Consider the following 25,948-nt stretch of genomic DNA (forward strand, 5'->3'; position numbering starts at 1 on the left):
CGGAGCACCTGGTCGCCATGGCCGGGGAAGGCGGCTTCACCACCGCACGACCGGCTCGCCCCGCCCGGCCCCGCGGGCACCCCGCGCGCCGGGCACCGCGCCGCCGGAGAGCCGCCTACGCAAAGGCCCGCCGCGCCCGCCCCAGCACCCGCAGCGGCGCCACCACCCCGTACCCGACGTCCCGCCGGAGCGCCCCCGCCCCCGCGCGCTCGACCGCCCGCAACTGGCACTCCATCAACTCGACCATCGCCCGCACCACCGGCCGCAGTCCGGGCACACTGAGCTCGACCACGTCCCGGGCCTCCTCCAGCGCCGCGCCCGCCTGCCCGCGCAGTTCCGCGAGCAGTGCCCGCACCGCCGGGCCGTCCGCACCCCGCTCCAGTTCGGCGCGGGTGATCCCGTGCCGGTCCAGCCGGTCGCGCGGGATGCAGAGCCGGCCCTCCCGCAGGTCCCCGGCGAGGTCGGCCAGGAAGTCCACCCGCTGCGCCGCGTCCACGAACCGCCGCCAGCCGGCCACCGCCGCCGCGTCCGGCCCGTCCTGGTACTGCAGCCCGGCGAAGACCAGCACCCCGGGGCAGGCGTAGTCGTCCAGGTAGGCCTGGTAGTCGTCATCGGTGCCGAAGCCCGCGAACGCCGCCTCGACGGTGGCCGCCCCGTCCAGGAAGGCCGACACCCGGTCGGTCGGCAGCCCTCGCGCGGCCACCGCGTGCGCATAGGCCGCCAGCACGGGCTCAGAACTGCGCCCGGAGGCCAGCACCCGGGTGGTGCACTCGCCCAACTCTCTTAGATCCCGGACCCGTTGGTCGAGCGTGCCGTTCTCGGCCACATCGTCCACCAGGTTCATGAACGCCAACCCGGCCACCAGAAAGGGCACCAGCGCGGGCTCCGCCAGCAACCGCAGTGCCAGGTACGGGGCCTGCTCCCGCCGCACCACCCGCCGGGCGGCGGCGGTGTAGGCCGCGCGCACCGGCGCCTCGGATATTCCGGCGGCGGTCAGCGTGCGGCGCCAGGTGGGCACGGCGGTGTCCTCTTCGTTCGGCAGACGGGGCGCCCCACCGTACCGAGACCGGGCGGCGGCCCCGCCGGTCGGCCTACGCCACCCTGCACCGGCCGCCCTGCCCTGCCGCCCCCGCGGGCCGCCTCAGCGCCCGCCGAACCGCTCGCCCGTGGGGACGACCTCGCGCCCCAGCGGCATCAGCGAGATCGGGATCATCTTCAGGTTGGCCCAGCCGAACGGGATCCCGATGATCGACAGGAACAGCGGAATGCTGGTCACCAGGTGCCCGATCGCCAGCCACCAGCCCGCGAAGACGAACCAGATCACATTGCCGACGCACGACCCCGCCCCGGCGTCCGGACGCTCCACCGTCGTCCGCCCGAACGGCCACAGTATGTAGCCGGCGATGCGGAAACTGGCGATGCCGAAGGGAATGGTCACGATCAGCACACAGCAGACGATCCCGGCGATGGCGTAGCCGATGGCCATCCAGATCCCGCAGAAGACCAGCCAGAGGACGTTGAGCACAAAATCAATCAGCTTCACGCCCTCCAGCTTCCCACCCGGCGACGCGTCGAACCGCCGGGTCTGCCGGGGCCCACCACACCCGCCGGCCCGGCCGGGAGCCGTCGGTCAGATGCCCATCGAGGCCATTTCGACGGCGGAGCGGTAGTTCAGGGCCGTCGCCTTCACACAGGCGCCGTACGTCCGGTCCTTGGCGACCACCAGGAAGTAGTCCCGCAGGTTCTTCCAGTACCCGACCAGGTAGCCGATGCCGGGCACGAACCCCGGGGGCCTGGGGACCAGCGCGAACGCGGCGGAGCACTTGAGGATCTCGCCGGTGGCCTGCGACAGGACGTCGGCCACGTCGCCGTTCATGGTCCAGCCGGCGGCCAGCGAGTCGTCCCAGATGGCGCCCGCCACCTTGCGCAGGGCGTCCTGCTGGTCCGGCGTCGGGTCGCCGGTGAGCGCGACGGCCGCCGAACCGGCCTGCCGGAAGGGGGAGTCGGCGGGACGGGCCTGGGCCGTCCCGGCCGCGCAGACGGCCAGGGTCGTTCCGGCGAGGACCAGGGCGATCGAGGACACCGTCCGGGGCAACCGTCGTTCCACCGCTTCTCCGCCTCTCCAGGGAGCGCTCGAAGACCATGAAGTCACCGGGGTCCGCCCGCGCACGGGACGTCCCCACGATGCCGACCGAGCGTCCCACTTTCGACGATGTACCGTCAACAGCCCTGCGGGAAAAGGACGTGCGGCGGGAGGGGGGCGGCGCTTCGGCCGCTCAGCCCTCGCCCTCCTCCGAGGTGCTGTCGAGCAGGGACCGCAGCAGGTCCTCGTCGTGCGGAAGGAGGGCGCTGACGAAACTGGCCAGCACCGCACCGCGGTCGTCCTCGTTGTCGAGCACCTTGCGCATCCGCAGGGCGGCGAGCCCGGCGGCGTCGGCGGAGGCGAGCCAGAGATAGGAACGCCCGGACCGGGTACGGGAGACGGCGTTCTTGGCGTGCAGCCGGGAGAGGATGGTCATCACCGTGGTGTAGGCGAGACCTCCGTCGAGGTGCTCCTGGACCCAGCTCGCGGTCACGGGGGCCGGCGCCTCGCGCAGGACGGCGAGCACCTGGGCCTCCAACTCGCCCTGCCCCCGCCGGCGGACCCGGGGGTCCCTCGCCGGTGCGTTCAGCTCCCCGTCCATGGCGATGACCCCATCCCTCCGCTGCTGCCGCCCCGCCGGGCCGGGGCACCGTTCTCATCCTACTGAGCGGGCCCGGACCGCGAGCGGATCAAGGCCGGACCGAGGCCGCGGCAACCGGCGGGCGGACGCCGGAAGTCGGGCCCGAGGCCGCCGGCGGAGCGGACGCGATCACGGACCGCCGTACCGCGAGAGCCGCCGCACGGCCGGCCGGCCACCGGCGACCAGGGCCGATGCCATGTCAAGCGCCGGCAAAACAATTCCCGCGTCGTCGCATTCTCGCTATCTCTACACTGATGTAGATTCATTGACCGGGTCGGCCGCACCGGGACCGGCCGCACCGCGGAGGTCCGTGCCTGCCGGACCGATGCCAGGAACTCCAGGAGGGGCATCATGGGAGTCACGCTCTCCAAGGGCGGCAACGTCTCGCTGACCAAGGAGGCCCCGGGCCTGACGGCCGTCGTCGTCGGTCTCGGCTGGGAGGTCCGCTCCACCACCGGCGCCGACTTCGACCTCGACGCCAGCGCGCTGCTCTGCACCGAGGCCGGCCGGGTGCTCAGCGACCAGCACTTCGTCTTCTTCAACAACCTGCGCAGCCCCGAGGGTTCGGTCGAGCACAGCGGCGACAACCTCACCGGCGGCGGCGGTGGCGACGACGAGCAGATCAAGGTCGACCTGACGGCCATTCCGCCCGGGGTCGCCAAGGTCGTCTTCCCGGTCTCCATCTACGACGCCGACACCCGGGGACAGAACTTCGGCCAGGTCCGCAACGCCTTCATCCGCGTCGTCAACCAGGCCACCGGCACCGAGATCGCCCGCTACGACCTGACCGAGGACGCCTCCACCGAGACCGCCATGGTCTTCGGCGAGCTGTACCGCCTCGGCACCGACTGGAAGTTCCGCGCCATCGGCCAGGGCTACGCCTCCGGCCTGCGCGGCATCGCGCTGGACTACGGCGTCAACGTCTGAGCGGACCGGCGGGCCAGGACAAGGCCGACGGTCGCTCCCTTCACTTCCATGATTCCGGGGGATCGCATGGACCGACTCAACCGCCCGCCACAGCTGAGCAATCTGCCCCAGCAGGACCGGGCCGACTTCGAACTGGCCCTCCGCCAGGCCCTGGCCCGGCCGGAGATCCGGGAGGCACTGCAGCGGAACCCGGCTCTCTGCCCCGAGCAGCTCCAGACCCTCGCCCGCACGGCGACCGGCGAGATCACGGCTGCCGCCGCCGACGAGTACCTGGAGTACCTGCGGGTGCGCGGTGCGGCCGGGAGCACCAAGCCCGGCCCCGCCCGCGGCGTCGACCAGGACTGGGCGGGCGGCCTGATGGGCGTACTCGCCGTCCTGGTCCCCCTGCTCACCGGAACCGCCGCGGCGATCCTGCTGCTCCTCGGGTACGCGCTGGGGCTGGCCAGGTCCCAGCGCCACCTGGCCGACTCGCTGCTCACCGCGGGCTGGGCGGCCGTCGTGGTCGCCGGGATCTGCGTCGTCGCCGGGGTCGCCGGTCTGCTCACCACCGCGGCCCGCCGCCGTTCCGCCCAGTCGGACGGGCCGGCCGGCAGCACCCCGGCCGAGGAGCTCAGGCAGGCCCGCGAGGCCTGGCGGACGGCCCTGCTGGAGCGTGGTCTGCTTCCCTTCCTCCACCTCCGTCTCCAGTAGCCTCAGGCCGGACCGGCCGGGGAGCCGGTCCACCTACGCGTACGAAAGACCAGGGGACCAGATCGTGAACATACGCCGTATCGCAGGGGCCGTGCCCGCTCTGCTGCTGGCCGCGCTGCTGCTGGGACAGCAGACCGCGGCCCAGGCGGCCCCTGCCGCGGTCCGTACCGTGGCCGCCGCTCCCGCCGCCGCCGCGCCTGCCGCCGTCCAGGCCCAGGGAGAGTCGTCGGCCCGGGTTCAGTCCTCGGACCGGGTGCAGTCCTCGGACCAGGTGCGGCAGGGTGACCGTCAGCTCGCCATGGGCAAGAACAGCACGGGCACCAAGAAGAAGGGCGGCTTCTTCAAGAAGCTGGGTATCGCGGTGATCGTGGTGATCCTGCTGATCATCCTCTTCGCGATCGGCCTGATCGTCGCGATCGTGCTCGCGATCAAGCGGATCTTCCGCCGGCGGTAGCCTCCACCGGCCGGTCCGGACACTTCGGCCGCTCGGGGTGCCCGGGCCCCTCCGGCCGGTCGCCGGCCCGACGAGTTGCGAGGTCGCGGACGCCTCCTACGCTGCAGATACGGACGACTCATCGAATGCCGAAGCGTCCACGGCAGCAGGGAGGCAGCCATGTCTCAGGCTTCTGGTCCGCCCCGTGACCCGTCGGGCCCGGCCCCCGCCCCGAACGTACCGCCGTCCTGGCCGCACCGCGCGGACACCGTCGTCGGACTGGTGCTGTTCGCCGGGGTGATGATGCTGGTCAACGGGGTGCTGGAGATCCTCCAGGGCATCGTCGCGGTGGCCAGGGACAGCATCTACGTCACCACCCCGCACTACACCTTCGAGTTCAGCCTCACCGCCTGGGGCTGGATCCACATCGTGTGGGGCGTGATCCTGGCCGCGGTCGGCTTCGGCGTGGTCAAGGGCGTCCCATGGGCGCGTGTGGCCGCCATCCTGGTGGTCGCCGTCAGCCTGGCGCTGAACTTCATCTTCCTGCCGTACTACCCGCTCTGGTCGCTGGTGGTGATCGCGATCGACGGCTTCGTCCTCTGGGCGCTGTGCACCTACCACTCCCACAACATCGAGTGACCCGCGCTCGGCGGCACTCCGGCGGCCGTACGCTCAGCGCTGGTAGCCGGCCATCCGCTCCAGGCGGGCGATCCGCTCGGCCATCGGCGGGTGGGTGGAGAAGAGCCGGGCACCGGCCTCACCCGGACGGAACGGGCTGGCGATCATCATGTGGCTGGCCGTCTGGAGCTGCGGCTCCGGCGGCAGCGGCAGTCGCTGGGTACCGAGCTCCAGCTTGCGCAGGGCGCTGGCCAGGGCGAGCGGGTCGCCGGTGATCCTGGCGCCGTCCGCATCGGCCTGGTACTCGCGGGAACGGCTGACGGCCAGCTGGATCAGGGTGGCGGCGAGCGGGCCGAGGATCATGATCAGAAGCATGCCGATCAGCCCGGGCCCCTCGTCGTCCTCGTCCCGCCCGAACGGGATCAGCCAGGCGAAGTTCACCAGGAACATGATCACCGAGGCGAGCGCCCCGGCCACCGAGGAGATCAGGATGTCCCGGTTGTAGACATGGCTGAGCTCATGGCCGAGCACCCCGCGCAGCTCCCGCTCGTCCAGCAGCTGCAGGATGCCGTCGGTGCAGCAGACCGCGGCGTTGCGCGGGTTCCGGCCGGTGGCGAAGGCGTTCGGCGCCGGGGTCGGCGAGATGTACAGGCGGGGCATCGGCTGGCGGGCGGAGGTGGAGAGCTCACGGACGATCCGGTACAGCTGCGGCGCCTCGATCTCGCTCACCGGACGGGCCCGCATGGCGCGCAGGGCCAGCTTGTCGCTGTTCCAGTACGCGTACGCGTTGGTACCGAGGGCGACCAGCAGGGCGAGCACGAAACCCGTGCGCCCGAAGAAACTGCCGATCACCAGGATCAGCGCGGACAGGCCGCCGAGCAGCGCGGCCGTTCTCAACCCGTTGTGCTGGCGGTGCACGGCAGGCCCTCCAAGTGGTGCGGTGGGAAGCCTTCGGTTCACATCCCTCTGCTGGGATCAACGGCGGGGTGCGCCGACTTCGTTCCCTTGTGCACACAAACCACCCGGAGGCCGGGCGGACGTCCGGGGGCACGGGGTCCTGCCCGACCGGCCGCCCGCGCGATCAGCCCACCGCGGAGCCGCACGGTTTCCCGTGCCCCAGAGCGTCGCCCGCCCCGCGCTCGCCTTCCGTACTCAGAACAGGCTGCCGCCGGCGACCTGGAGGACCAGCTGCGGAGCCACCGAGAGCACGGCCGCGACGACCGCGGTCAGGCCCAGGGTGGCCGCCAGCGGAGCCGGCAGGCGGCGGTCGGTGACCGGCCGCTCCGCCGGGGCGAACAGCTTGGCGGTCCAGACCAGGTAGTAGTACAGCGCGATCACGACGTTCACCGCCATCACCACCGCCAGCCAGCCGAGACCGGCGTCCACGGCCGCCCGGAAGACCACCACCTTGCCGAACAGGCCGACCACGCCCGGCGGCAGACCGGCCAGGCAGAGCAGGAAGAAGGCCAGCGCGAGCGCCGTCCAGCGGCGCCGGGCGAACAGGCCCGCGTAGTCGTCCAGTCGGCTGCCCGCGCTCCGGCCGACGGCGGCCACCACGGCGAAGGCGCCGAGGTTCACCACGCCGTAGATCAGCGCGTACGCGACGGTGGCCCCGATCGGCTGGTCCGAGCCCGCGTAACCGGCGGCGGCCAGCGGGACCAGCAGGTAACCGGCCTGGCCGATCGAGGACCAGGCGAGCAGCCGGACGGCACTGTGCGCGGTGCTCCCGCGCTGGCGCAGCGCCCCCACGTTGCCCGCCGTCATGGTCAGCGCGGCGAGCACGGCCAGCGCCAGGCCCCAGGTGTGGCCGTACGGGCGGAAGCCGATGGTGGTGATCAGGGCGAGGCCGGAGAGGCCGGCGGCCTTGCCGACCACCGAGAGGTACCCGGCGACCGGGACCGGCGCACCGGTGTAGGTGTCCGGCAGCCAGAAGTGGAACGGGACGGCGGCCACCTTGAAGGCGAAGCCGACCAGGGTGAGCGCGGCACCCGCCTCGGCGAGCGGCTTGAGCTGTCCCGGGGCGTGGCTCAGGCCGTCGGCGACCGCGGCCAGGTGCAGGCTGCCGGTGGCGGCGTAGACGAAGCTGACGCCGAGCAGCATCACGGCCGTCGCGGTGACCGAGGAGAGGAAGAACTTCAGCGCGGCCTCGGCTCCCCGGCCGTCCCGGCGCAGGCCGACCAGCGCGAAGGCGGGCAGCGAGGTCACTTCCAGGGCGATGATCAGCGTCGCCAGGTCGCGGGAGGCGGGCAGCAGGGCGGCCCCGGTGGCGCTGCTGAGCAGCAGGAACCAGTACTCGCCGCCCGGCAGCTTCTCCTCCTCCACGGTGTGGACGGAGAACAGCGCCGCGATCAGCGCACCGCCGAGCGCCAGCAGCTGGAAGGCCAGCGCGAAGTCGTCGGCGACGTACGAGCACAGCCCGTTGTCGGTGGCGGCTGCTACGGTCCGCAGACAGAAGGTCGACCGAGTGTGACCGGTGGCCAGTGGGAGGAGCGCGATGAGGGCGAGGGCGAGTCCGCCGGCGGTGAGCCAGCCGAGGGCCTTCTTCCGGCCGGCCGGGAGGAAGAGGTCGGCGAGCAGCACACCGAGCGCGGCCAGGGCGGCGATCAGCGGGGGCGCGATCGCCACCCAGTCGATCGACTGCACGAGCGTGCCCGGGTTGGCGACGGCCAGCGAGGTCGCATCAGGCGCGGACAGGGTCATGGCGGGCTGCCCCAGGAGGAGGTGAGAGCCGAGCGGGGTGCCGAGCATCGGTCAGCCACCCCCGAGGAGGTGCTTGACGGCGGGGTCGGACAGGCTCAGCAGGAGGGCCGGCCAGAGCCCGGCCACCACGGTGAGCGCGGCGAGCGGGGTCCAGCTGACGGCCTCGTACGGGCGGATGTCGGGGATCTCGGCGACCACGGCGGGCTGCTTCGGGTCACCCATGCAGACGCGCTTGACCACGACCAGCAGATACGCGGCGGTGAGGAGGGTGCCGAGTCCGGCGATCACCATGTACGTCACGAAGGCGGGGCGCGAGAGCCCGGCGGCCGGGTCGAAGGCGCCGAACATGGCGAGCAGCTCGCCCCAGAAGCCGGCCAGCCCGGGGAGGCCGAGGCTGGCGACGGCGGCGAAGCCGAGCAGCGCGCCCAGGCGCGGTGCCCGGCCGTAGAGGGCCGCGCCGGTGGCACCCGAGAGGGTGTCCAGGTCGGCGGTGCCGTAGCGGTCCTTGACCGCGCCGACCAGGAAGAACAGCAGGCCGGTGATCAGTCCGTGGGCGATGTTGGCGAACAGCGCGCCGTTGACGCCCACTGGGCTGAGGGAGGCGATGCCCAGCAGCACGAAGCCCATGTGGCCGACGGAGGAGTAGGCGATCAGGCGCTTGAGGTCGCCCTTGGCGCCGGGCCGGGCGAGCGCGAGGCAGGCCAGTGAGCCGTAGAGGATGCCGACGGCCGCCAGCGCGCCCAGGTACGGGGCGAAGGTGGCGGTGCCGTCCGGCACGATCGGGAGGAGGACGCGGACCAGACCGTAGGTGCCCATCTTCAGCAGCACACCGGCGAGCAGCACCGAGCCGACGGTGGGCGCGGAGGTGTGCGCGTCCGGGAGCCAGCTGTGCAGCGGCCAGGCGGGTGCCTTCACCGCCAGGCCGGCCAGGATGGCCAGCGCGGCGATCACCTGGGTGGTGTGGCCGATCCCCCTGCCGTGCGCGGCGGCGAGCTCGGTCATGTCGAAGGTGCCCGCCTGGAGCCCGACCAGCAGGAAGCCGAGCAGCATCACGGCCGAGCCGAGCAGCGTGTAGAGGATGAACCGGTTGGCGGACATCACCCGCTGCCCGCTGCCCCACCGGGCGATCAGGAAGTACATCGGGATCAGCACGATCTCGAAGGCCAGAAAGAACAGCACCAGGTCGAGCACCGCGAAGGTGGCCAGCATGCCGACTTCCAGGAGCAGCAGCAGCCCGGTGAACGAGCGGGCGCTCGGGGTGCCCTCGCCGTCGGGCAGGCGCTTGGTCGAGTACACCGCGCACAGGAAGGTGAGCAGGGCGGTGAGCACGATCAGCGGCAGCGAGATGCCGTCCACGCCGAGGTGGAAGCGCACTCCGATGGCCGGGATCCAGCGCAGGTCGGTGACGGCCTGCATCCGGTTCGGCGCGCCGTGGTCGAAGCCGGCCGCGAGCACGACGGTGAGCAGCAGGACGGCGCCGGTGACTGCCACACCGAGCCGCAGCGCGCGCCGCTCGGCCTGCGGGCCGGTGCCGAGCGGCGCGAGGGTGGCGGCGGCACCGAGCAGGGGCAGCAGCAGGAGGGCGATGAGGACTGCGTTCATCGGTGGCTCCAAGGACGTGCTGCGGTGGACGGGACGGAGGAGGGTGTACGGGTCATGTGCCGACCGCCACCAGGACGGCGAGCACGACGACGCCGGCGAGCAGGACGCTCACATAGGCCTGCGCGTTGCCGTTCTGCGCCCGCCGGACCAGCCAGCCGAGCACGTTGGCGCCGCCGCCCGTGCCGCGTACGTAGGTCTCGATGACCTCGCGGTCCAGGAAGCGGACCAGTTGCGCGGCGGCGGTCGTCGGACGGACGAACAGCGCGCTGTAGAGCCGGTCCACGTGGAAGCCCTGCCGCGCCGCGCCGAAGAGCGGACCGAGCAGGGTCCGCCCGGGGTCGGCGGCCTCCGCGGCGGCCGGCGCCTCCCCGGCCGGTGCCGTGCGGACGGCCGCGGCGGCGCGGGCGGTGGCCGAGCGCCAGGCGGCGTACGCGATCAGGATCCCGGCCAGGGCGAGGGCGGTACCGATCACCGCGGTGGTGGTGGAGGGCCGCAGCGAGCCGCCGTCCAGCAGGCCGGGCAGCCAGTCGGAGCGCAGCCCCGCGACGCCGAACCCCATGGTCGGGACGGCGAGCACCCAGAGCGGCCAGCGCATGGCGTGCGGTTCGAGCTGCGTCCCCGCCTCGTCGATCTCGGGCGAGTACGGCGCGCCCTCGGCGTGCCCGGCGGTCCGCCCGGCGGCCGGCGCGACGGCCGGCGCGCCCGTCGGCGAGTGGAAGGCCACCAGCCAGAGCCTGGTGGCGTACGCGGCGGTGAGCAGCGCGGTGAGCGCCCCCGAGACCAGCACGATCCAGCCCGCGGCGGAGGGCACCGCCGAGGCGGGGCCGAGTCCGTGGGTGGCGGCCTCGCCGGTCGCGGCGTGCTCGGCGGCGGTGAGCACCGCCTCCTTGCTGAAGAACCCGGAGAACGGCGGCAGTCCGACCAGGGCGACCAGGGCGATGCCCATCGTCCAGTAGGCGTCGGGGACCCGCCGGCGCAGGTCCGGCATCCGGGACATGGCGGAGATGGAGTTGGTGTGCGCGGCGTGGATCACCACACCGGCGGTGAGGAACAGCAGGGCCTTGAAGGCGCCGTGGCTGACCAGGTGGAACACGGCCGCGTCGCGGTCGCCGCTGGCCAGCGCACCGGCCATGTAGCCGAGCTGGCCGACGGTCGAGTAGGCGAGGACCCGTTTGAGGTCGTCCTGGGCGAGCGCGCACAGGGCGGACCCGACCATGGTGACGGCCGCCATCACCGAGAGCACCAGCAGTGCGGCGCCGGAGAGCAGGAAGACCGGCAGCAGCCGGGCGACCAGGTAGATACCGGCGGCGACCATGGTGGCGGCGTGGATCAGCGCGGAGACCGGCGTCGGACCGGCCATCGCGTCGGGGAGCCAGGTGTGCAGCGGGAACTGCGCGCTCTTGCCGGCGACCCCGGCGAGCAGCAGCAGCGCGATCAGGGTCGGGTGGCCGAGCTTTCCGCCGGCCGCCGCCTCCAGCACTCCGCTGATCCGGAACGTCCCGGTGTCCGCGCCCAGCAGGATGATCGCGAACAGGAAGGGGACGTCACCGAGCTTGGTGACCAGGAACGCCTTGAGCGAGGCGGAGCGGGCGTCGGCGGTCTCCCAGTGGTGGCCGATCAGGAAGTACGAGCAGATGCCCATGATCTCCCAGCCGACCAGCAGCACCACCAGGTCTCCGGAGTACACGACCAGGAACATCGCGGCGGTGAAGAGCGAGACCAGCGCCGCGTACGAGGGGTAGCGCGGGTCGTCCTTCAGATAGGCCGTGGAGTAGATCTGCACGCAGGTGGCGACCAGGCCGACCAGCAGGGAGATCAGCGAGCTGAAGCCGTCCAGGTGGATGGCGAGCGAGATGTCGGGGCCGCCGGTCGGGGTGAGCCGGGTGGCGGCGTCCAGGCTCTGGCCGCCGCCCAGCTGGAGGGCGACGATCAGGGCGAGCACGGCCGAGGCGGCCACCGGCAGGATGGCCAGCGGCCGGGCGAAGCCGGGTGCGCGGCGGCCGGTGGCCAGGGTCGCGGCGGCGCCGAGCGCGGGCAGCGCGGGTACCAGGGCGGGGAGGGCGAGGTTCATGCGGCGGCCCTGTCGTTCGGCACGGCGGCCTCCGCGGCGGCCTCGGGGACGTCCTCGTGCGGGTCACCGAGCGCGGTGAGCCGGTCGATGTCCGCGGTGCCCTTGGTCCGGAAGACCAGCAGGACGATGGCGAGACCGAGGCCGATCTCGGCGGCGGCGACCGTGATGGTGAAGAGGGTGAGCGCCTGCCCGGCGTGCAACGAGTCGCGCAGCCAGGCGTCGAAGGCGACCAGGTTCAGGTTGACGGCGTTGAGCATCAGCTCGACGGACATCAGCACCAGGATGGCGTTCCGCCGGGCGAGCACGCCGTAGACGCCGACGCTGAACAGCAGCGCGGCGAGGACGGCTGGGTACACGAGGTGCATCGGCGGTCAGCTCTCCTGCGCGGGGGTCGTCGGGGCTGCGGCAGCCGTGGCACCGGTCTGCCCTGCGGTCGCGCTCGCGCGCCCGTTGGTGCCGACCGGCTTGCCCGCGCGCAGCTTCCCGGCACGCGGCTTCGGGAGCCGTCCCTTCCCGGTGCGGGAGAGCACGATCGCGCCGACCAGCGCGGCCAGCAGCAGCACGGACAGCGCCTCGAAGGGCAGCACCCAGTGCCGGAACAGGTACTCGCCGGTCGCCGCGGTGGATCCGCCGCCGGCCCCGAGGTCCAGCCAGGAGGTCCGGAAGGCGTCCACGACCAGGGTGACCAGGGTGCCCGCGGCGGCCAGGGCCACGCCGAGCGCGACCCACCGGTTGCCGGAGTCCGCGTCGGGCGAGCGGCCGATCGGCGCCTTGGTGAGCATCAGTCCGAAGAGCACCAGGACGATCACCGAGCCGAGGTAGATCAGCACCTGTACCCAGGCGATGAACTCGGCCGTCAGCAGCAGGAACTCGATCGCCAGGCCGCCGAGCGCGACGACCAGCCAGAGCGCGGCGTGCACCAGCTGCCTGGTGGTCACCGAGATCACGGCGGAGCCGAGCACGGCGATGCCGACCAGCAGGAAGACGATCTCCACACCGGTCGGGGAGAGGAAGGAGCGGGCGGCCGGGTCCAGCGGACCCGCCGCGGCGAGCAGCGCGGTCACTCCGTCCCACCCCCGCCGGCCTCGGCCTGGGCGGCAGCCTCGGCCGCCGCCGCGGCGGCCAGCTTGTCGGCGGCCTTGCGGGCCATGGCGATCTCCTTGGGTTCCTCGGCCCCCGGGTCCAGCGCGGGCGGCGGCGGCACCGTCCACATCCACTCCCGCAGCCGGTCCCGCTCGTGGGTCAGCTCCAGGATGTCGGTCTCCGCGTACTCGAACTCGGGCGACCAGAAGAGCGCGTCGAACGGGCAGACCTCGATGCAGATGCCGCAGTACATGCAGAGCGAGAAGTCGATCGCGAAGCGGTCCAGCACGTTGCGGGTGCGGGCACGGGCGTTGGGGTCGGCGGCGGGCAGCGTCTCCTTGTGGGAGTCGATGTAGATGCACCAGTCGGGGCACTCACGGGCGCAGAGCATGCACACCGTGCAGTTCTCCTCCAGCAGCGCGATCACGCCGCGGGTACGCGGGGGCAGCTCGGGCTGCACGTCCGGGTACTGCGCGGTGACCGACCGCTTGGTCATCGTCCGCAGGGTGACGGCCAGGCCCTTGGCCAGACCACTGCCTGGAATGTTCATCAGGAGATCGCCACCTTGACGACGCCGGTGATGGCCAGCTGGAGCAGGGCGAGCGGGATCAGGCAGGTCCAGGCGAACCGCATCAGCTGGTCCTCGCGCAGCCGGGGGTAGGTGACCCGGAGCCAGATCACCACGAAGGCCAGCGCGAAGGTCTTGAGCAGGGTCCACAGCCAGCCGAGGCTCTCCGGCAGCGGGCCGTGCCAGCCGCCGAGGAAGAGCACCGTGGTGAGCGCGCAGATCACCAGGATGCCCGCGAACTCCGAGAGCAGGAAGAACGCGAAGCGCAGCCCGGTGTACTCGGTGTACGCGCCGAAGATGATCTCCGAGTCGGCCACCGGCATGTCGAACGGCGGGCGCTGCAGCTCGGCCAGCCCGGCGGTGAAGAAGACGAACGCGCCGATCAGCTGCCACGGCACCCACCACCAGTGGAAGGCGTCCACGATGCCCGGCAGCGAGAGCGTGCCCGCCGCCATCGCCACCGAGGCGGCGGCGAGCAGCATCGGCAGCTCGTAGGACATCAGCTGCGCGGCCGTCCGCAGACCGCCGAGCAGCGAGAACTTGTTGGCGGAGGCCCAGCCGGCCATCAGCGAGCCGAGCACGCCGACGCCCATGACGGCCAGTACGAAGAACAGCCCGGCGTCCACCGCCTGGCCGACGAAGCCGTTCGGTCCGACCGGGACCAGCAGCAGGACGATCAGGTACGGCAGCAGCGCGACGACCGGCGCCACCTGGAAGACCCGCCGGTCCGCGTCGCGCGGGACCACGTCCTCCTTCTGCGCGAACTTGACGCCGTCGGCCACCAGCTGTGCCCAGCCGTGGAAGCCGCCCGCGTACATCGGGCCGAGCCGCCCCTGCATGTGGGCCATCACCTTGTGCTCGGTCTGGCCGATGACCAGCGGGAAGACCAGGAAGACGACCAGGACCGCGACGCAGCGCAGCAGCGTGTCCAGCAGGTTCACGTGCCGTCTCCGTTCTGGGCGGGCTTCTGGGTGGGCTTCTCGACGGGCTGCTCGGGCTGCTCGGCGGGCCGCTCAGCGGGTTCGCCGGCTTCGTCGGCGGCGGACGGCTGCTCCGTCTGCGCCGGTGGGGTCTCCGGGACAGGTGGGGTGGTCTCGGGCCCGGTGGCGGGCACCGGGGAGTGCCACGGCGCGTCCGAGGACTGCGTACGGGCCACCGCCGGCCGGGCGGGCGCCACCGGCTCCTGCTCCGGCTCCGGCTCCGGCGCGGCCGCCTGGCTCACCGAGCCGTCGCTCACACTGCGCGTCCGACGCGCCCGAACCGGAGCCGCACCCTCGGCACCCGCTGCGGCACCCTCGGCAGCACCCTCGGCCGCCTGGCTCACCGAGCCGTCACTCACACTGCGCGTCCGACGCGCCCGAACCGGAGCCGCACCCTCGGCACCCACTGCGGCACCCTCGGCCGCACCCTCGGCAGCCTGGCTCACCGAGCCCTCGCTGATGCTGCGGGTCCGGCGCGGCCGGTCGGCCCGTACGGCGGGTCCGCCCTCGGCCCCGGCACCGGCGGCAGCGCCGGCACCGGCGGCACCGGCGGCACCGGCGGCAGCCGCGGCCGCGCGCGGCCCGCGGGCGGCGCGGGCCGGACGCTCGGCGACGGCCGGCAGGGTGCCCTTGAGGGGGCCCCACTCGTTGGGGTCGGGCACACCGGCGGGCTGCATCTTGCGCCGGGCCGGGCCGCCGCCGTGGTCGCTCTCGCCCGGCTCCTTGGCGCCGGGCCAGTCCTTGGCGACCCGGGCCGCCAGCACGAACTCCTTGCGCAGCGGGTGGCCCTCGAAGCCGTCCGGCAGCAGCAGGGTGACCAGGTGCGGGTGGCCGGTGAAGTCGATGCCGAACATCTCGTGGGTCTCACGCTCGTGCCAGGCGGCGCCGGCGTAGACCCCGACGGCGCTCGGCAGTGCGGCGGCGGCGCGCGGGATGCGGGTGCGCACCACCAGGTGCCGTACGCCCGGCGCGCCGGGCGCGGCCAGGTGGGCGGCCACCGAGAAGCCCTCGGCCAGCTCGTCCACCGCGCTCAGCCAGTCGAAGAAGCCGAGTCCGAGCGCGTCCCTGGCGGTGGTGAGCGCCTCGATCCAGTGCTCGGCCGGCACGTCCACGGTCAGCAGCTCGTACGCCTCGGCGGCGGTGGCCCACTCGCCGATCGCGGCCGCGACCTCTTCGGCGCTGCGGGGGATCACTTCTCGCTCCCCGGGGTCTGCGCGGGCACGGGGACCAGCGGACGGCGCAGCGCGGAGGCGGGCGCCGTGTACCGGGCGGGCAGCGACTCGGCCGCGATCTTCTCCTGCAGCTTGAGGATGCCCTGGAGCAACGCCTCGGGCCGCGGCGGGCAGCCGGGCACGTAGACGTCGACCGGGATGATCTGGTCCACGCCCTTGGTGACGGAGTACGAGTCCCAGTACGGGCCGCCCGAGTTGGAGCAGGCGCCGAAGGAGATCACGTACTTGGGCTCGGGCATCTGCTCGTAGAGACGCTTGACGGCCGGGGCCATCTTGTCGGTCACCGTGCCCGAGACGATCATCAGATCGGCCTGGCGCGGGCCCGGGGCGAACGGAATGACACCCATCCGGATGAAGTCGTGCTTGGCCATCGACGCCGCGATGAACTCGATCGCGCAACAGGCGAGACCGAAGTTGAAGCACCAGAGGCTGTAGCGGCGCCCCCAGTTGAGCACCACCTTGACCGGGTCCGGGGCCAGCCGGGCGAGCGGGCCCAGACGGCGCGGCTCGACCGCGCCCGGGCGCGCCGGGTCGGGCACACCGAGCTGGACCGGTCCGCCGGCCGAACCGTGCGAGTGGCTGTGCGTCGCGCTGTGCGTCACGTTGCGGGTCACGTCCATTCCAGAACGCCCTTCCTCCAGGCATAGAGCAGCCCGACTGCGAGGAAACCGATGAAGACGAACATCTCCACCAGGGTCGTCATACCGAACCCGGCGGCGGCGAAGACCGTCGCCCAGGGGAAGAGGTAGATCGCATCGACTGCGAAGATCACGTACAGGAAGGCGTAGACGTAGTAGCGGACCTGGGTGTGCGCCCAGTCCGCGCCGACCGGGTCGACGCCGCACTCGTAGGTGAGCAGCTTCTCCGGCGAGTACACCACCGGCCGCAGCAGACGGTTGGCGGTGAAGGCCACCGCGACGAAGAGCACGCCGACGACGGCCAGCAGGCCCACCGCCGCATACGCGTCGAAGTAGCCGTCGCCCACAGCGGGGTCGACAGCGGCCAGCGGCCCCTCCATGCTTCTTCGCCTCCAGATCGGCCTCGGCCCCACCGTTCCCGGTGGGCTCACCCGGCCTCTTTTTTTACGCGCACATAACCATCGCTACGGCGCGAGTCTAAGCGCAGCGGCGTGCTGTCCCACACCCTGCCCGATCTTCAAGACACCTTGTGGACACCGGCCGGGACCGAGCTCCCCGCCGCCGTACGCTCGATGCCAGGTCGGCCGAGGGGTGGGGATAACCCCCTGCCCCGGACGCCGATCACCCCCATGGCCCTCGCCGGTGCCGACCCGGAATGCTGGTACCGACAGTCCACCGAGAGGGCCAACGCCATGAACGACGCTCCGCCGAGCCGACAGCCGACCCGTCCACCGCTGTACGGGGCGGCGATGTGGGGGCAGGTCCAGCATCTGCTGCTCAACCTGCCGATCGGCTTCGTCGCCTTCTCCTTCACCGTACTGACGCTGACCGCCGGACTGGGATTCTCGATCACCGTGATCGGACTGCCGCTGCTGGCCGGCGGGCTGGTCGGCTGCCGTGCGCTCGGCGCGGTGGCCCGCGGCCGGGCCCGGGCCGGTCTCGGCCTCGACCTTCCCGAGCCGGGTCCGGTGGTGGTCTCCCGGCCGGGCCTGGCGGGCTGGGTGATCGCCGCCCTGACCGACTGGCTGAACTGGCGCAGCGCGCTCTACGCGATCCTGCTGCTGCCCTGGGGCATCCTCAGTTTCACTCTGACCCTGATCCTGCTGGTCGCCGGCTGGCCGGTGCTGCCCTACGCGATGCGCCTGCTGGGCGCGGTGGACGGGATGCTGATCGGCAGCCTGCTCGCCCCCGGCGCGCTCACCGAGCGGGTGAAGGAGCTGGAGGAGGACCGGGGTGCGGTGGTCGACACCGCCGCCGCCGACCTGCGCCGGATCGAGCGGGACCTGCACGACGGCGCCCAGGCCCGGCTGGTCGCCCTCGCCATGGACCTCGGCCTGGCCAAGGAGAAGCTGGCCGACTCGGTCGAGAGCGAGGATACCGAGGGCGTCCAGGCCGCCGCGAAGATGGTGGGCGCCGCGCACGGCGAGGTGAAGCTGGCCCTCCAGGAGCTGCGCGACCTCGCCCGGGGCATCCACCCGGCCGTGCTGACCGACCGCGGCCTGGACGCCGCCCTCTCGGCGGTCGCCGCCCGCTGCACCGTCCCCGGCGGGGTCAAGGTGCACGTGGACCTGGCGCACCCGGACGGCACCGTCCAGCGGCCGGACTCCGCGGTGGAGGGGATCGCGTACTTCACCGTGAGCGAGCTTTTGACCAACATCTCCAAGCACTCCGGTGCCCGTACCGCATCGGTGGAGGCGTGGCGGTCCGGCGAACGGCTGATGGTGGTGGTCCAGGACGACGGCCGGGGTGGTGCCGTGGCCTATCCGGGCGGCGGCCTGGCCGGCCTGGGCGAGCGGGTCGGCGCCGTGGACGGTGTCTTCGTGGTGGAGAGCCCGGCGGGCGGACCGACCAAGGTCACGGTCGAGCTCCCCTGGCGGACCAGGGCCCGCTGACCCCGTACGGACACGACCGGGCCCGGCGGGCCGCGACCCTTGCGCGGTGCGGCTGCCGGGCCCGGGGTCGTGACGGAGCCCGGAGGTCCTGGACCGACCGGCGGTCTCAGCTCCCCAGGGTTCCCAGGGTGACGTCGGCGGTCCTGCTCTGGCCGTCCCGGACGAAAGTGACGCCGACCTTGCTCTCCGGCTGGAGCGAGGCCAGCGCGGTGGTCAGCGCGTTGAGCGTGTTGATCTGGGTGTCGCCCAGCTTGATGATCACGTCGCCCGGCTGGAGCCCCGCCGTGGCGGCCGGACCGCCCGCCGTGGTGCTGACCACCACCGCACCGGCCGGCTGGAAGCTGGAGTTGAAGTACGTCCGGGCGGTGATGCCGAGGGCGGCCCGGCCCGAGTTGGTGACCTTGCCCTGCTTGATCAGCTGGTCGGCGATGCTGGTCACGGTGGAGGCCGGGATGGCGAAGCCGATACCGGGCGCGGCACTGCCGTTGGCCTCCTGGTCCACCGCCCCCAGCGTGTTGATCCCGATCACCTGGCTGTTCAGGTTGACCAGTGCCCCACCGCTGTTGCCCGGGTTGATGGCGGCCGAGGTCTGCACCATGTTCCCGATCGTGACCCCGGGGGACTGCGGGCTCCTCGGCTCGGTGACGGTCCGGCCGATGGCCGAGACGATCCCCTGGGTGACGCTGGAGGAGAGCCCGAGCGGGCTGCCCATGGCCAGGGTGATCTGGCCGACGTCGACCTTGGCGCTGTCCCCGAACGCGGCCGGCCTGAGGCCGCTCGGCGGGTTGGTCAGCCTGATCACCGCGAGATCGGAGTCCGGGTAGCTGGCGACCAGGGTGGCGTCCAGGGTCTTGGTGCTGTTGGCCAGGCTGACGGCGAAGGTCTGGGCGGCGCCGACCACGTGGGCGTTGGTGACGATGTTGCCCTTGGTGTCGTACACGATCCCGGAGCCCAGGCCGCTCGGGGTGGTGATCTGCACCACCGAGGGCAGTACGTTGCCGATGACCCGCTGGTAGTCCTCCTGCAGCTGCACCCCGCCGTTGCTGCCGGGGACGGCGGAACCCGTGGGGCTGGCGGAGGCGTTGGAGACGGTCGAGGAGGACGAGGAGCCGCTGGTGCAGCCGCTCACCAGCAGGCCGGCCACCGCGAGGGCGGCCCCGGGGAGCAGCAGCCGCGGGCCGGTGGGGCGGGGGCCTGCCGGGATCGGGCGGGTGAGTTCCTTCTTGGGGTGCACCTTGGGCAGCCTCCGGTTCCGGACACGGTGAGACCTCGGCGAGCAGCCGAACTTTGCCAGGATTCCACCGATATGTCCGTTTATCCGGATGGCGCGCCACTTATCCGGATGGCGCGCCACGCCGGTTCCCTCCGGAGGCGGGCCCGCACCGGGAGAGCCGGCCCGGCACGGGGAGGCGCTCAGGCGGGCACCGGAGATCCCCGGCCGCCGGGGTGAGCGCCCGACGGCTCGGGGAACCGCGTGCCCGCAGGGGGTACGCGGCTCCCGGAACCGCGGGACCCGCCGACGGCCGCTACGCGTCGAGCAGGTCGAAGAGCTGCTCCCAGCGCACCGTCACCTGCTCCGGCGAGTAGCGGACGATCGCCTCGCGCGCCTTCTCCCCCATGGTGTCGCGCAGCTCCTGGTCGTCCATCAGGCGGCCGAGCTGCCTGGCCAGGGCGGTGGTGTTGCCGGTCGGCGCCAGCAGACCGTCCTCACCGTCGCGGATGATCTCGCGGACGCCCGGCGCGCAGTCGAACGACACGCACGGCACGCCGCAGGCCATGGCCTCCATCAGCGAGATCGGGAAGCCCTCGCCGCGCGAGGACATCGCGAAGACCGCGGCACCGGCCAGTGCGCCCGGCACGTCGTCGGTCCGCCCGGGGAACTCCACCGAGTCGTCCAGGCCGAGCTCGGTGCAGCGCGCCCGCAGCGCCGCCTCCTCCTCGCCCAGGCCGTAGACCTTCAGCCGCCAGCCGGGCCGCCCCTGAACGACCGCGGCCCAGGTCTCCAGCAGCAGGTCATAACCCTTCTCCTGGGCCAGCCGCCCGATGCTGACCACGGTCTTGGTGGCGGGCGGCACGGTCTCGGGCAGCGGGAAGGGCAGCGGGTTGGGGATGCCGCAGGTGCTGTTCATGCCGTCGCGGATCCAGGCGTCGGCGTCCTCCTCGGTGAGCGCCACCAGCCGGTCGACGTCCGCGTAGTAGCGCTTGACCCGGCCGTACCGGGAGGTGGCCCGGCAGGTCTCGTACGACTCATGGGTCATGCCGATCACGCGCAGGCCCGACAGGTCGGCCCTGGCCACCCACTCCATCGCCCACACCTGGGTGACGATGACCACCGCGCCCGGGCGGGCGTCCTGGAACATCCGGCTCATCCGGGCGGCGGCGGCGCGCACCCCGGCCGCCCGCTTCGCCTCCTGGCGGCGGGCCCTGGCGTCCAGGTGCTGCCACGGGTAGCGCGGGCTCCAGGAGGACGGTGGGCGCTCCCGGTACAGGGTGGTCATGCCGTACGGCAGGCCGTCGCCGAAGTCCTTGTGCAGGACGGCGGGGGCGATGCCGATCAGCTGCACCCGGTGGCCCCTGGCGCTGAGCAGCTCGGCCATCCGGTGCGACCAGCTGGCGACACCGCCCAGCTCGTCCACGCTGTTGCTGACGATGAAGACGTCGCGGCTCATCGCCCGGCCTCCTGCTCGGTCCCGTCGGCTGCGCCGAACATCAGATCGGCGATCCTCGCCGCCGCGTCACCCTGGTCGTACTCGCCGTACTCGGCCACGAACCGCTGCCGGGCCTCGGTGTACTCCTTGCCGACCCGGTCCAGGTCGCCGAGCGCCTCGAAGAGCTCCCCGGCCTCGCGCAGCACCGGGCCCGGCGCCTCGCGCAGCAGGTCGAAGTAGGTGCCGCGGAGGTCGTCGGCGTACTCCTCCCAGTCGTAGGCGAAGAAGAGCATCGGCCGGTCCAGCAGCGCGTAGTCGAACATCAGCGAGGAGTAGTCCGTGATCAGCGCGTCCGCCATCAGGTAGAGCGGGGTGACCTCCTGGACCTCGGAGACGTCGATCACCTTGCCGGCCACCGAGGGCGGCAGCACCACCCTGTTGAGGTAGTGGCAGCGCACCAGCAGGGTCATCCGGTCGCCGAAGCGCTCCGCGAACTCCTCGACGTCAAAGGGCAGTTCGAAGGGCCGCACCCGGCCGGAGGCGTCCGCGCGGAAGGTCGGCGCGTACAGCACCACCGGCCTGGTCAGGTCGATGCCCAGGTCCTCGGCCAGCTGGCGGTCCTTGGCGGCGCCCTCGTCCCGCAGGACGTCGTTGCGCGGGTAGCCGACCCGCAGCAGCCGGTCCTCACCGATCCGGTACGCGGGCGCCAGGGTCCGCACGTCGTGCTCGGAACGGACCACGAAGTGGTCGAAGCGCTCCAGCCCGGCCAGGTACAGCGCCTGCTGGTCGGGGGTCTGCCGCTTGAGCGAGGCCAGGTCGAAGCCCATCTTCTTGAGCGCCGAGCCGTGCCAGGTCTGGATGTAGGTGGTCTCGGGCCGCTTGCGCAGCCGGTACGGGAAGCCCTGGTTGTCCACCCAGAACTCGGCCTGGGCGAGCGCCTTCAGGTAGTCCCAGGACCAGCGCTTGACCAGGGTGGCGCCGGACGGGAAGCCCGCCGTGCCGCCGGCGTACGACCAGACGGCCTTCATCGGCGCACCGCGCCGCACCAGCTCCTCGTAGACCGCGCGCGGGTTGTCGCTGTACTGCTTGCCCTGGTGGCTCTCGAAGACCACCTGGCCCTTGACCACCGGCAGCCGGTGCAGCAGCTGGTGGTAGACCTTCAGCTTGGTGTCACCGTTGTTCAGCTGCCGCTTGAACCTGAGCGCGCCGCGCAGGCTGCGCCGGGCCCGGTCCATCGCGGTGTTGGCGATCGGGCCCGCCTCGCCGCGCATGGCGCGCTCGATCAGGTCGGTGCCCCGGCGGGCCAGGGCGCCCTCGGCGGCTAGCTCGAAGGACAGGTGGCCGCGGGCCGAGCGGTGCGGTTCCAGGCGGTCCCCGGTGAGACGGGTGAGCCGGGGGCGGACCGGCGGGGCGGGGAACGCGGCCAGGTCGAGGTCACCGACGGTGAGCCGGGTGGTGGTGCGTTCGCCGTCCACGGTGAGCACGCAGCGGACGTCCCAGACGCCGTCCAGCACACCGAGCGGCCGCAGCGCCCTGGCCAGGTCGGCGGTGGCGGACCAGACGATCCCGTCACCGTCGTGCCTGATCTCGCCGACCGGGAAGGTGATCTTGGACTTGAGCGTCTTGCGGCGGGCGGAGAACTCCAGCTTGGCGGAGATCCTGGCGTCGGCCGCGATCCGGCCGAGCGGGTTGACGATCCGCCCGGCCAGCTCGACGCCGCGCGGGCCGACCGCGTAGCGGGTGAGCTGGTTGCGCAGGAAGAGCCGGCCGACGGCCTTGGCGTGGTAGCCGTGGCCGGTGACCTCCAGCACCCGGCGGCCCTCGGGGTCGTCCAGGTGCTCGGCGCACCAGAACACCCGGCCGTCCCGCTCCGTCAGCGGGCTGGAGAGCTTGTCCCGGTTGAGCAGGGTGTCGATGGCCGGGAGCAGGTTCGCCCAGTCGTCCCGGGAGAGCAGGTAGGCGCAGATCCGCTGGATGAACGGGCTCTCGGCGACCGCCTCCGGGTCCAGGCCCGCCAGGTAGCCGCGGGCGTGCTCGGCGAACTCCTTGCGGAAGTCCTCCGGCAGGAACGGCAGATCGCGCAGGTGCAGCACCAGGTCGTGCTTGAGGAACTTCAGGTCCTTGCGGTACCTGAGCTCGGCCATGTCCCGGTCGGCCAGCATCGCGTCGATCCGGCGGTGGATCTCCAGCCGGTCGGTGAAGTTGCGGATCTCGTGGCGCCGGTTGGAGAGTGAGGCCCCGCCCTTGTCCCCGGTCCTCGGCCACTGGTCCCAGAAGTAGACCCGGTTGGGGATCAGGGTGATCCGCTCGGCGGCCAGGTACGCCTGCGCGGAGAAGAGCAGGTCCTCGTAGAGGATGCCGAGCGGGAACTGCAGCCGGGTACGGGTCAGGAAGCTGCGCCGGTACGCCTTGTTGGTCGAGAGGGTGTCCCAGACCAGCAGGTCGGGCAGCTCGGCGATGGAGTCCAGGGTCCGGGTGCGCGAGTAGATCCAGGGGTACCAGCGGTCGATCTTGCCGTTCCGGTTGCCCACGAAGCGGCGTACGCTCAGGCCCGACACCAGCTCGGCGCCGGTCCGCTCCCCCGCCTCGTAGAGGTTGCGGCAGGCGTGGTCGTCCAGCTCGTCGTCGCTGTCCAGGAACATCACGAACTCGCCCCGGGCCTCGGCGATGCCGTGGTTGCGCGGGCCGCCGCAGCCGCCGCTGTTCTCCGGCAGACGCAGCGCGCTGACCCGGTCGGGGTGCTCGGCGGCCAGCCGCTGGGCGACCGCGAAGCTGTCGTCGGTGGAGCAGTCGTCCACGATCAGCACCTCGACACCGCGCAGCGACTGGCGCAGTACGGAGGCGACCGCCCGCGGCAGCCGGGCCGCGTCGTTGTAGACGATCACGATGACGCTGACCAGCGGCTTCGCCTGGCTGGAGGGCATGGAACGAAGGTCCTTGTCGTCGGTGAGCACAGCTCCCGGCAGCGCCGGGACCTCGGTCGTTGTCGCCCGGGCGGCGTACCACCGGGCGATGTCCGCTTGGCAGGACATGGGCGGATCCCGGTAACGGAATCCCATAAATTCTGCCATCCGCCGGACCCCGCTCCCGCCCACCGGTCACGGGCGGCCGGGCCCGGGCGGCCGGGCCCGGGCGGCCGGGCCGGGACCGCGGGCCGCGGGGAGTGCGGGCGGACGGCCGGAGCCCGGTGAGGGCGGGTGCCGTACGGCCGTTCCCGGCGGCGGCGCGCGCGACCTGGGACTTCACCCGCCGGCCCCGCTCGCGGCCTGGAGGGACCTCGGCCCGCCGGCCGCGGGGAGGAACAGGGCGGCCGGAGCGGGAGGCGGGCTCCCGTACGGCCGGTGCGGTTCAGCCCCGGCGGGCCAGAACGCGGCGCAGCCGGCTGCGGACGACCTCCCAGCCGCCGCGGACGCCGTCGGCGACCCGCAGACCCAGCTCGCCGTTCCCGGTCTCGTACACCTGGACCAGGGCGATCCGCAGCGGCGCACGGAACACCACGTGCCGCTTGGCGGGCGTCGCCGAGCGGACCGCGGTGATGGCACGGCTGCCGTCGGCGTAGCGGACCTTGACCCGCATCGCCCAGGCGGTCATCTCGCCGACGTCCCGCAGCTCGAAGGTGTCCACCGAGGTGGTGGCGATCCAGCCGTCCTCGGGGTGCGGGGTCAGCTGGAGCGGGTGGCGCAGGGTCAGCGGCGGGCCGACCCGGGTCCGCAGCTCCAGGATGGCGCTGACCGGCTCGGCGGCGGAGACCAGTCCGTACGCGTCGTGCACCCGCAGCCGTACGCCGCAGGAGGAGGCGAGCCTGACGACGCCGTCCACGGCCAGCGGGAGCTGGGCCGGGGGAAGCTCGGTGAGACCGGTCAGCGGGACGCCCTCGGCCAGCTCCGGGCGGCCGTCCGCGTCCACCGGGTACGGCGGGGCGAGTCTGGGCGGGTTGGCGGCGAGCTCACCCATCCGGCGCAGCTCGGCGCCGGTCACCGGCTCGGGGCGGGCCAGCAGCAGCTCGGCGACCCAGCGGCCCGCCGGGGTGGCGGCGGCCAGCGCGGCGGAGTCGAAGGAGCTCAGGTGGGCCCGGGCGATCTGCCACCACTCGGCCCGGTAGGAGGCCGGCTTGTGGCGGAGCTCACGGACGTACATCCGCAGGTCGTGGTCGACGAACTTGGTCCTGGCCGCGCGGGCCAGCTCGGGCTGGTCGGAGTCGAGCAGGATCCGGACCACCTCGGTGTGCGCGTCCACCCGGTCCTGCCAGTTGCGGACCTCGTCGCGGCGGAGCGAGATCGACTGCCGCCCGGCGGCGCGGCGGACGTGCCAGAGGTACACGGTGTCGGCGATCGCGACCAGTCTGGGCCGGGCGGCGTACAGCAGGGCGGTGAAGACGAAGTCCTCGTAGTGCACCGCGCCCTCGGCGAAGCGCACCTGGTGGCGGTCCAGGAAGTCACGCTCGTAGAGCTTGTTGACACAGAGCGTGTCGCGCAGGAACTCGGGCCGGCCGCCGATGCCGTCGTAGCGCTCGGGCGGGGCGCCGTCGGCCGGGAACAGGTCGCGCTGCCAGGGCGAGTCGGTGCCGGCGGGCAGCTCACGGCGGACGCAGACACCCGCGACCACCTCGGCCCGCTCGGCGACGGCGGTGTCCAGCAGGGTGCGGGCGGCCTCGGGGGGCAGCACGTCGTCGCTGTCCAGCAGCATCACGTACCGCTCGCGCGCGGCGCTCAGGCCCTGGTTCCTCGGGGTGCCGCAGCCACCGCTGTTCTCGGTTCTGGTGATCACCCGCACCCGGCCGTCCGCGGCCGCCAGCCGGGCCAGCCGCTCCGCAGTGGCGTCGGTGGAGGCGTCGTCCACCACCACGACCTCGCCGACCGCGTCGCCCTGGGAGAGCGCGGACCGGACGGCGGTGGCAATCCGCTCGGCGTCGTTGAAGACGATCACCACGACGCTGACCCGAGGAGGTTTGCCGAAATTGCTACTGGCCATTCGGGCCCCTACCCCCTCCATCACAGCCATTATCCGCGTCACTCAGGGGAAGGGACGGGCCGCCCAGTGATCCCAGTAATCGCTTGCGATCGTACCGGACCGTCCATGTCAGCCGTCCGATTCCCCCGGGGTGCCGGACGCGCCCGGCCGCCGCCCGTTCACTCGTGACCCG

General features: G+C 72.7%; 24 protein-coding genes. 5 read left to right on the forward strand and 19 right to left on the reverse strand.

Going from position 1 to position 25,948, the window contains the following annotated elements; translation table 11 throughout:
• Nucleotides 1-115: 115 nt before the first annotated feature.
• The 4 genes from ACSMTC_RS15515 to ACSMTC_RS15530 all read right to left on the reverse strand — a co-directional run bounded on the left by ACSMTC_RS15515 (nt 116) and on the right by ACSMTC_RS15530 (nt 2,684).
• The gene (locus tag ACSMTC_RS15515; RefSeq protein ID WP_436560273.1) at nt 116-1,018 is read right to left on the reverse strand and encodes a squalene/phytoene synthase family protein; all 903 of its coding nucleotides are present in this window, start codon (nt 1,016-1,018) and stop codon (nt 116-118) included.
• Nucleotides 1,019-1,141: 123 nt separating this feature from the next.
• Nucleotides 1,142-1,543 (reverse strand): YccF domain-containing protein, encoded by a 402-nt coding sequence (locus ACSMTC_RS15520; protein ID WP_436560274.1) that lies wholly within the window; start codon nt 1,541-1,543, stop codon nt 1,142-1,144.
• An 87-nt stretch (nt 1,544-1,630) separates the two neighbouring features.
• Complete coding sequence (locus tag ACSMTC_RS15525) at nt 1,631-2,107, reverse strand: hypothetical protein (RefSeq protein ID WP_436560275.1); 477 nt, start codon at nt 2,105-2,107, stop codon at nt 1,631-1,633.
• Between the two features lie 169 nt (nt 2,108-2,276).
• On the reverse strand, nt 2,277-2,684 hold the full coding sequence (locus tag ACSMTC_RS15530) for a BlaI/MecI/CopY family transcriptional regulator (protein ID WP_436560276.1): 408 nt from the start codon (nt 2,682-2,684) through the stop codon (nt 2,277-2,279).
• Nucleotides 2,685-3,074: 390 nt separating this feature from the next.
• Here ACSMTC_RS15530 and ACSMTC_RS15535 point away from each other — a divergent pair, with 390 nt between their 5' ends.
• From ACSMTC_RS15535 to ACSMTC_RS15550, 4 genes are all read left to right on the forward strand, one after another.
• Nucleotides 3,075-3,650, forward strand: a complete 576-nt coding sequence (locus tag ACSMTC_RS15535) for a TerD family protein (protein ID WP_436560277.1) — start codon at nt 3,075-3,077, stop codon at nt 3,648-3,650.
• A 66-nt stretch (nt 3,651-3,716) separates the two neighbouring features.
• Nucleotides 3,717-4,340 (forward strand): hypothetical protein, encoded by a 624-nt coding sequence (locus ACSMTC_RS15540; protein WP_436560278.1) that lies wholly within the window; start codon nt 3,717-3,719, stop codon nt 4,338-4,340.
• Between the two features lie 64 nt (nt 4,341-4,404).
• Entirely contained in the window at nt 4,405-4,794 is a 390-nt protein-coding gene (locus tag ACSMTC_RS15545) for a hypothetical protein (protein ID WP_436560279.1), read from the forward strand.
• Nucleotides 4,795-4,953: 159 nt separating this feature from the next.
• Nucleotides 4,954-5,412 (forward strand): DUF7144 family membrane protein, encoded by a 459-nt coding sequence (locus tag ACSMTC_RS15550; RefSeq protein ID WP_436560280.1) that lies wholly within the window; start codon nt 4,954-4,956, stop codon nt 5,410-5,412.
• Between the two features lie 33 nt (nt 5,413-5,445).
• On the opposite strand, the gene htpX is transcribed toward ACSMTC_RS15550, so the two are convergent.
• The 11 genes from htpX to ACSMTC_RS15605 all read right to left on the reverse strand — a co-directional run bounded on the left by htpX (nt 5,446) and on the right by ACSMTC_RS15605 (nt 16,645).
• Nucleotides 5,446-6,309 carry a zinc metalloprotease HtpX gene (gene htpX / locus ACSMTC_RS15555; protein ID WP_436560281.1) on the reverse strand — a complete coding sequence of 288 codons (864 nt, stop codon included), beginning with the start codon at nt 6,307-6,309 and terminating at the stop codon, nt 5,446-5,448.
• Between the two features lie 234 nt (nt 6,310-6,543).
• Entirely contained in the window at nt 6,544-8,091 is a 1,548-nt protein-coding gene (locus tag ACSMTC_RS15560) for an NADH-quinone oxidoreductase subunit N (protein ID WP_436564693.1), read from the reverse strand.
• 51 nt (nt 8,092-8,142) lie between these two features.
• On the reverse strand, nt 8,143-9,693 hold the full coding sequence (locus tag ACSMTC_RS15565) for a complex I subunit 4 family protein (RefSeq protein WP_436560282.1): 1,551 nt from the start codon (nt 9,691-9,693) through the stop codon (nt 8,143-8,145).
• Between the two features lie 52 nt (nt 9,694-9,745).
• Nucleotides 9,746-11,764, reverse strand: a complete 2,019-nt coding sequence (locus tag ACSMTC_RS15570; RefSeq protein ID WP_436560283.1) for an NADH-quinone oxidoreductase subunit 5 family protein — start codon at nt 11,762-11,764, stop codon at nt 9,746-9,748.
• Entirely contained in the window at nt 11,761-12,129 is a 369-nt protein-coding gene (gene nuoK / locus ACSMTC_RS15575) for an NADH-quinone oxidoreductase subunit NuoK (protein WP_436560284.1), read from the reverse strand. The genes ACSMTC_RS15570 and nuoK overlap by 4 nt, the downstream gene beginning before the upstream one ends.
• A 6-nt stretch (nt 12,130-12,135) precedes the next feature.
• The gene (locus ACSMTC_RS15580; RefSeq protein ID WP_436564694.1) at nt 12,136-12,819 is read right to left on the reverse strand and encodes an NADH-quinone oxidoreductase subunit J family protein; all 684 of its coding nucleotides are present in this window, start codon (nt 12,817-12,819) and stop codon (nt 12,136-12,138) included.
• Between the two features lie 5 nt (nt 12,820-12,824).
• A complete protein-coding gene (locus ACSMTC_RS15585; RefSeq protein ID WP_436560285.1) occupies nt 12,825-13,397 on the reverse strand; it encodes a NuoI/complex I 23 kDa subunit family protein in 573 nt (190 codons plus the stop codon).
• The gene (nuoH, locus tag ACSMTC_RS15590; protein ID WP_436564695.1) at nt 13,397-14,350 is read right to left on the reverse strand and encodes an NADH-quinone oxidoreductase subunit NuoH; all 954 of its coding nucleotides are present in this window, start codon (nt 14,348-14,350) and stop codon (nt 13,397-13,399) included. Before nuoH ends, ACSMTC_RS15585 begins: the two co-directional genes overlap by 1 nt.
• 2 nt (nt 14,351-14,352) lie before the next feature.
• Nucleotides 14,353-15,588 (reverse strand): NADH-quinone oxidoreductase subunit C, encoded by a 1,236-nt coding sequence (locus tag ACSMTC_RS15595; protein WP_436560286.1) that lies wholly within the window; start codon nt 15,586-15,588, stop codon nt 14,353-14,355.
• On the reverse strand, nt 15,585-16,247 hold the full coding sequence (locus ACSMTC_RS15600) for an NADH-quinone oxidoreductase subunit B (protein ID WP_436560287.1): 663 nt from the start codon (nt 16,245-16,247) through the stop codon (nt 15,585-15,587). Before ACSMTC_RS15600 ends, ACSMTC_RS15595 begins: the two co-directional genes overlap by 4 nt.
• Nucleotides 16,238-16,645 carry an NADH-quinone oxidoreductase subunit A gene (locus tag ACSMTC_RS15605; protein ID WP_436560288.1) on the reverse strand — a complete coding sequence of 136 codons (408 nt, stop codon included), beginning with the start codon at nt 16,643-16,645 and terminating at the stop codon, nt 16,238-16,240. The genes ACSMTC_RS15600 and ACSMTC_RS15605 overlap by 10 nt, the downstream gene beginning before the upstream one ends.
• A 312-nt stretch (nt 16,646-16,957) precedes the next feature.
• On the opposite strand from ACSMTC_RS15605, the gene ACSMTC_RS15610 reads away from it, so the two are divergent.
• The gene (locus tag ACSMTC_RS15610) at nt 16,958-18,157 is read left to right on the forward strand and encodes a sensor histidine kinase (RefSeq protein ID WP_436564696.1); all 1,200 of its coding nucleotides are present in this window, start codon (nt 16,958-16,960) and stop codon (nt 18,155-18,157) included.
• Between the two features lie 106 nt (nt 18,158-18,263).
• Here ACSMTC_RS15610 and ACSMTC_RS15615 read toward each other — a convergent pair whose 3' ends face one another.
• The 4 genes from ACSMTC_RS15615 to ACSMTC_RS15630 form a co-directional block, all read right to left on the reverse strand.
• The gene (locus ACSMTC_RS15615; RefSeq protein ID WP_436564697.1) at nt 18,264-19,361 is read right to left on the reverse strand and encodes a S1C family serine protease; all 1,098 of its coding nucleotides are present in this window, start codon (nt 19,359-19,361) and stop codon (nt 18,264-18,266) included.
• A gap of 322 nt (nt 19,362-19,683) precedes the next feature.
• Nucleotides 19,684-20,826, reverse strand: coding sequence for a glycosyltransferase (locus tag ACSMTC_RS15620; RefSeq protein WP_436560289.1), 1,143 nt, complete (start codon nt 20,824-20,826; stop codon nt 19,684-19,686).
• Nucleotides 20,823-23,729: a bifunctional glycosyltransferase/CDP-glycerol:glycerophosphate glycerophosphotransferase gene (locus ACSMTC_RS15625; protein ID WP_436564698.1), complete on the reverse strand. Its 2,907-nt coding sequence runs from the start codon at nt 23,727-23,729 to the stop codon at nt 20,823-20,825. Before ACSMTC_RS15625 ends, ACSMTC_RS15620 begins: the two co-directional genes overlap by 4 nt.
• A 424-nt stretch (nt 23,730-24,153) precedes the next feature.
• On the reverse strand, nt 24,154-25,776 hold the full coding sequence (locus ACSMTC_RS15630; RefSeq protein ID WP_436560290.1) for a glycosyltransferase family 2 protein: 1,623 nt from the start codon (nt 25,774-25,776) through the stop codon (nt 24,154-24,156).
• Nucleotides 25,777-25,948 lie beyond the last annotated feature (172 nt).

It is taken from the genome of Kitasatospora sp. HPM-01-4, from assembly GCF_051374625.1.
In the GTDB taxonomy this organism is placed as follows: Bacteria; Actinomycetota; Actinomycetes; order Streptomycetales; family Streptomycetaceae; genus Kitasatospora.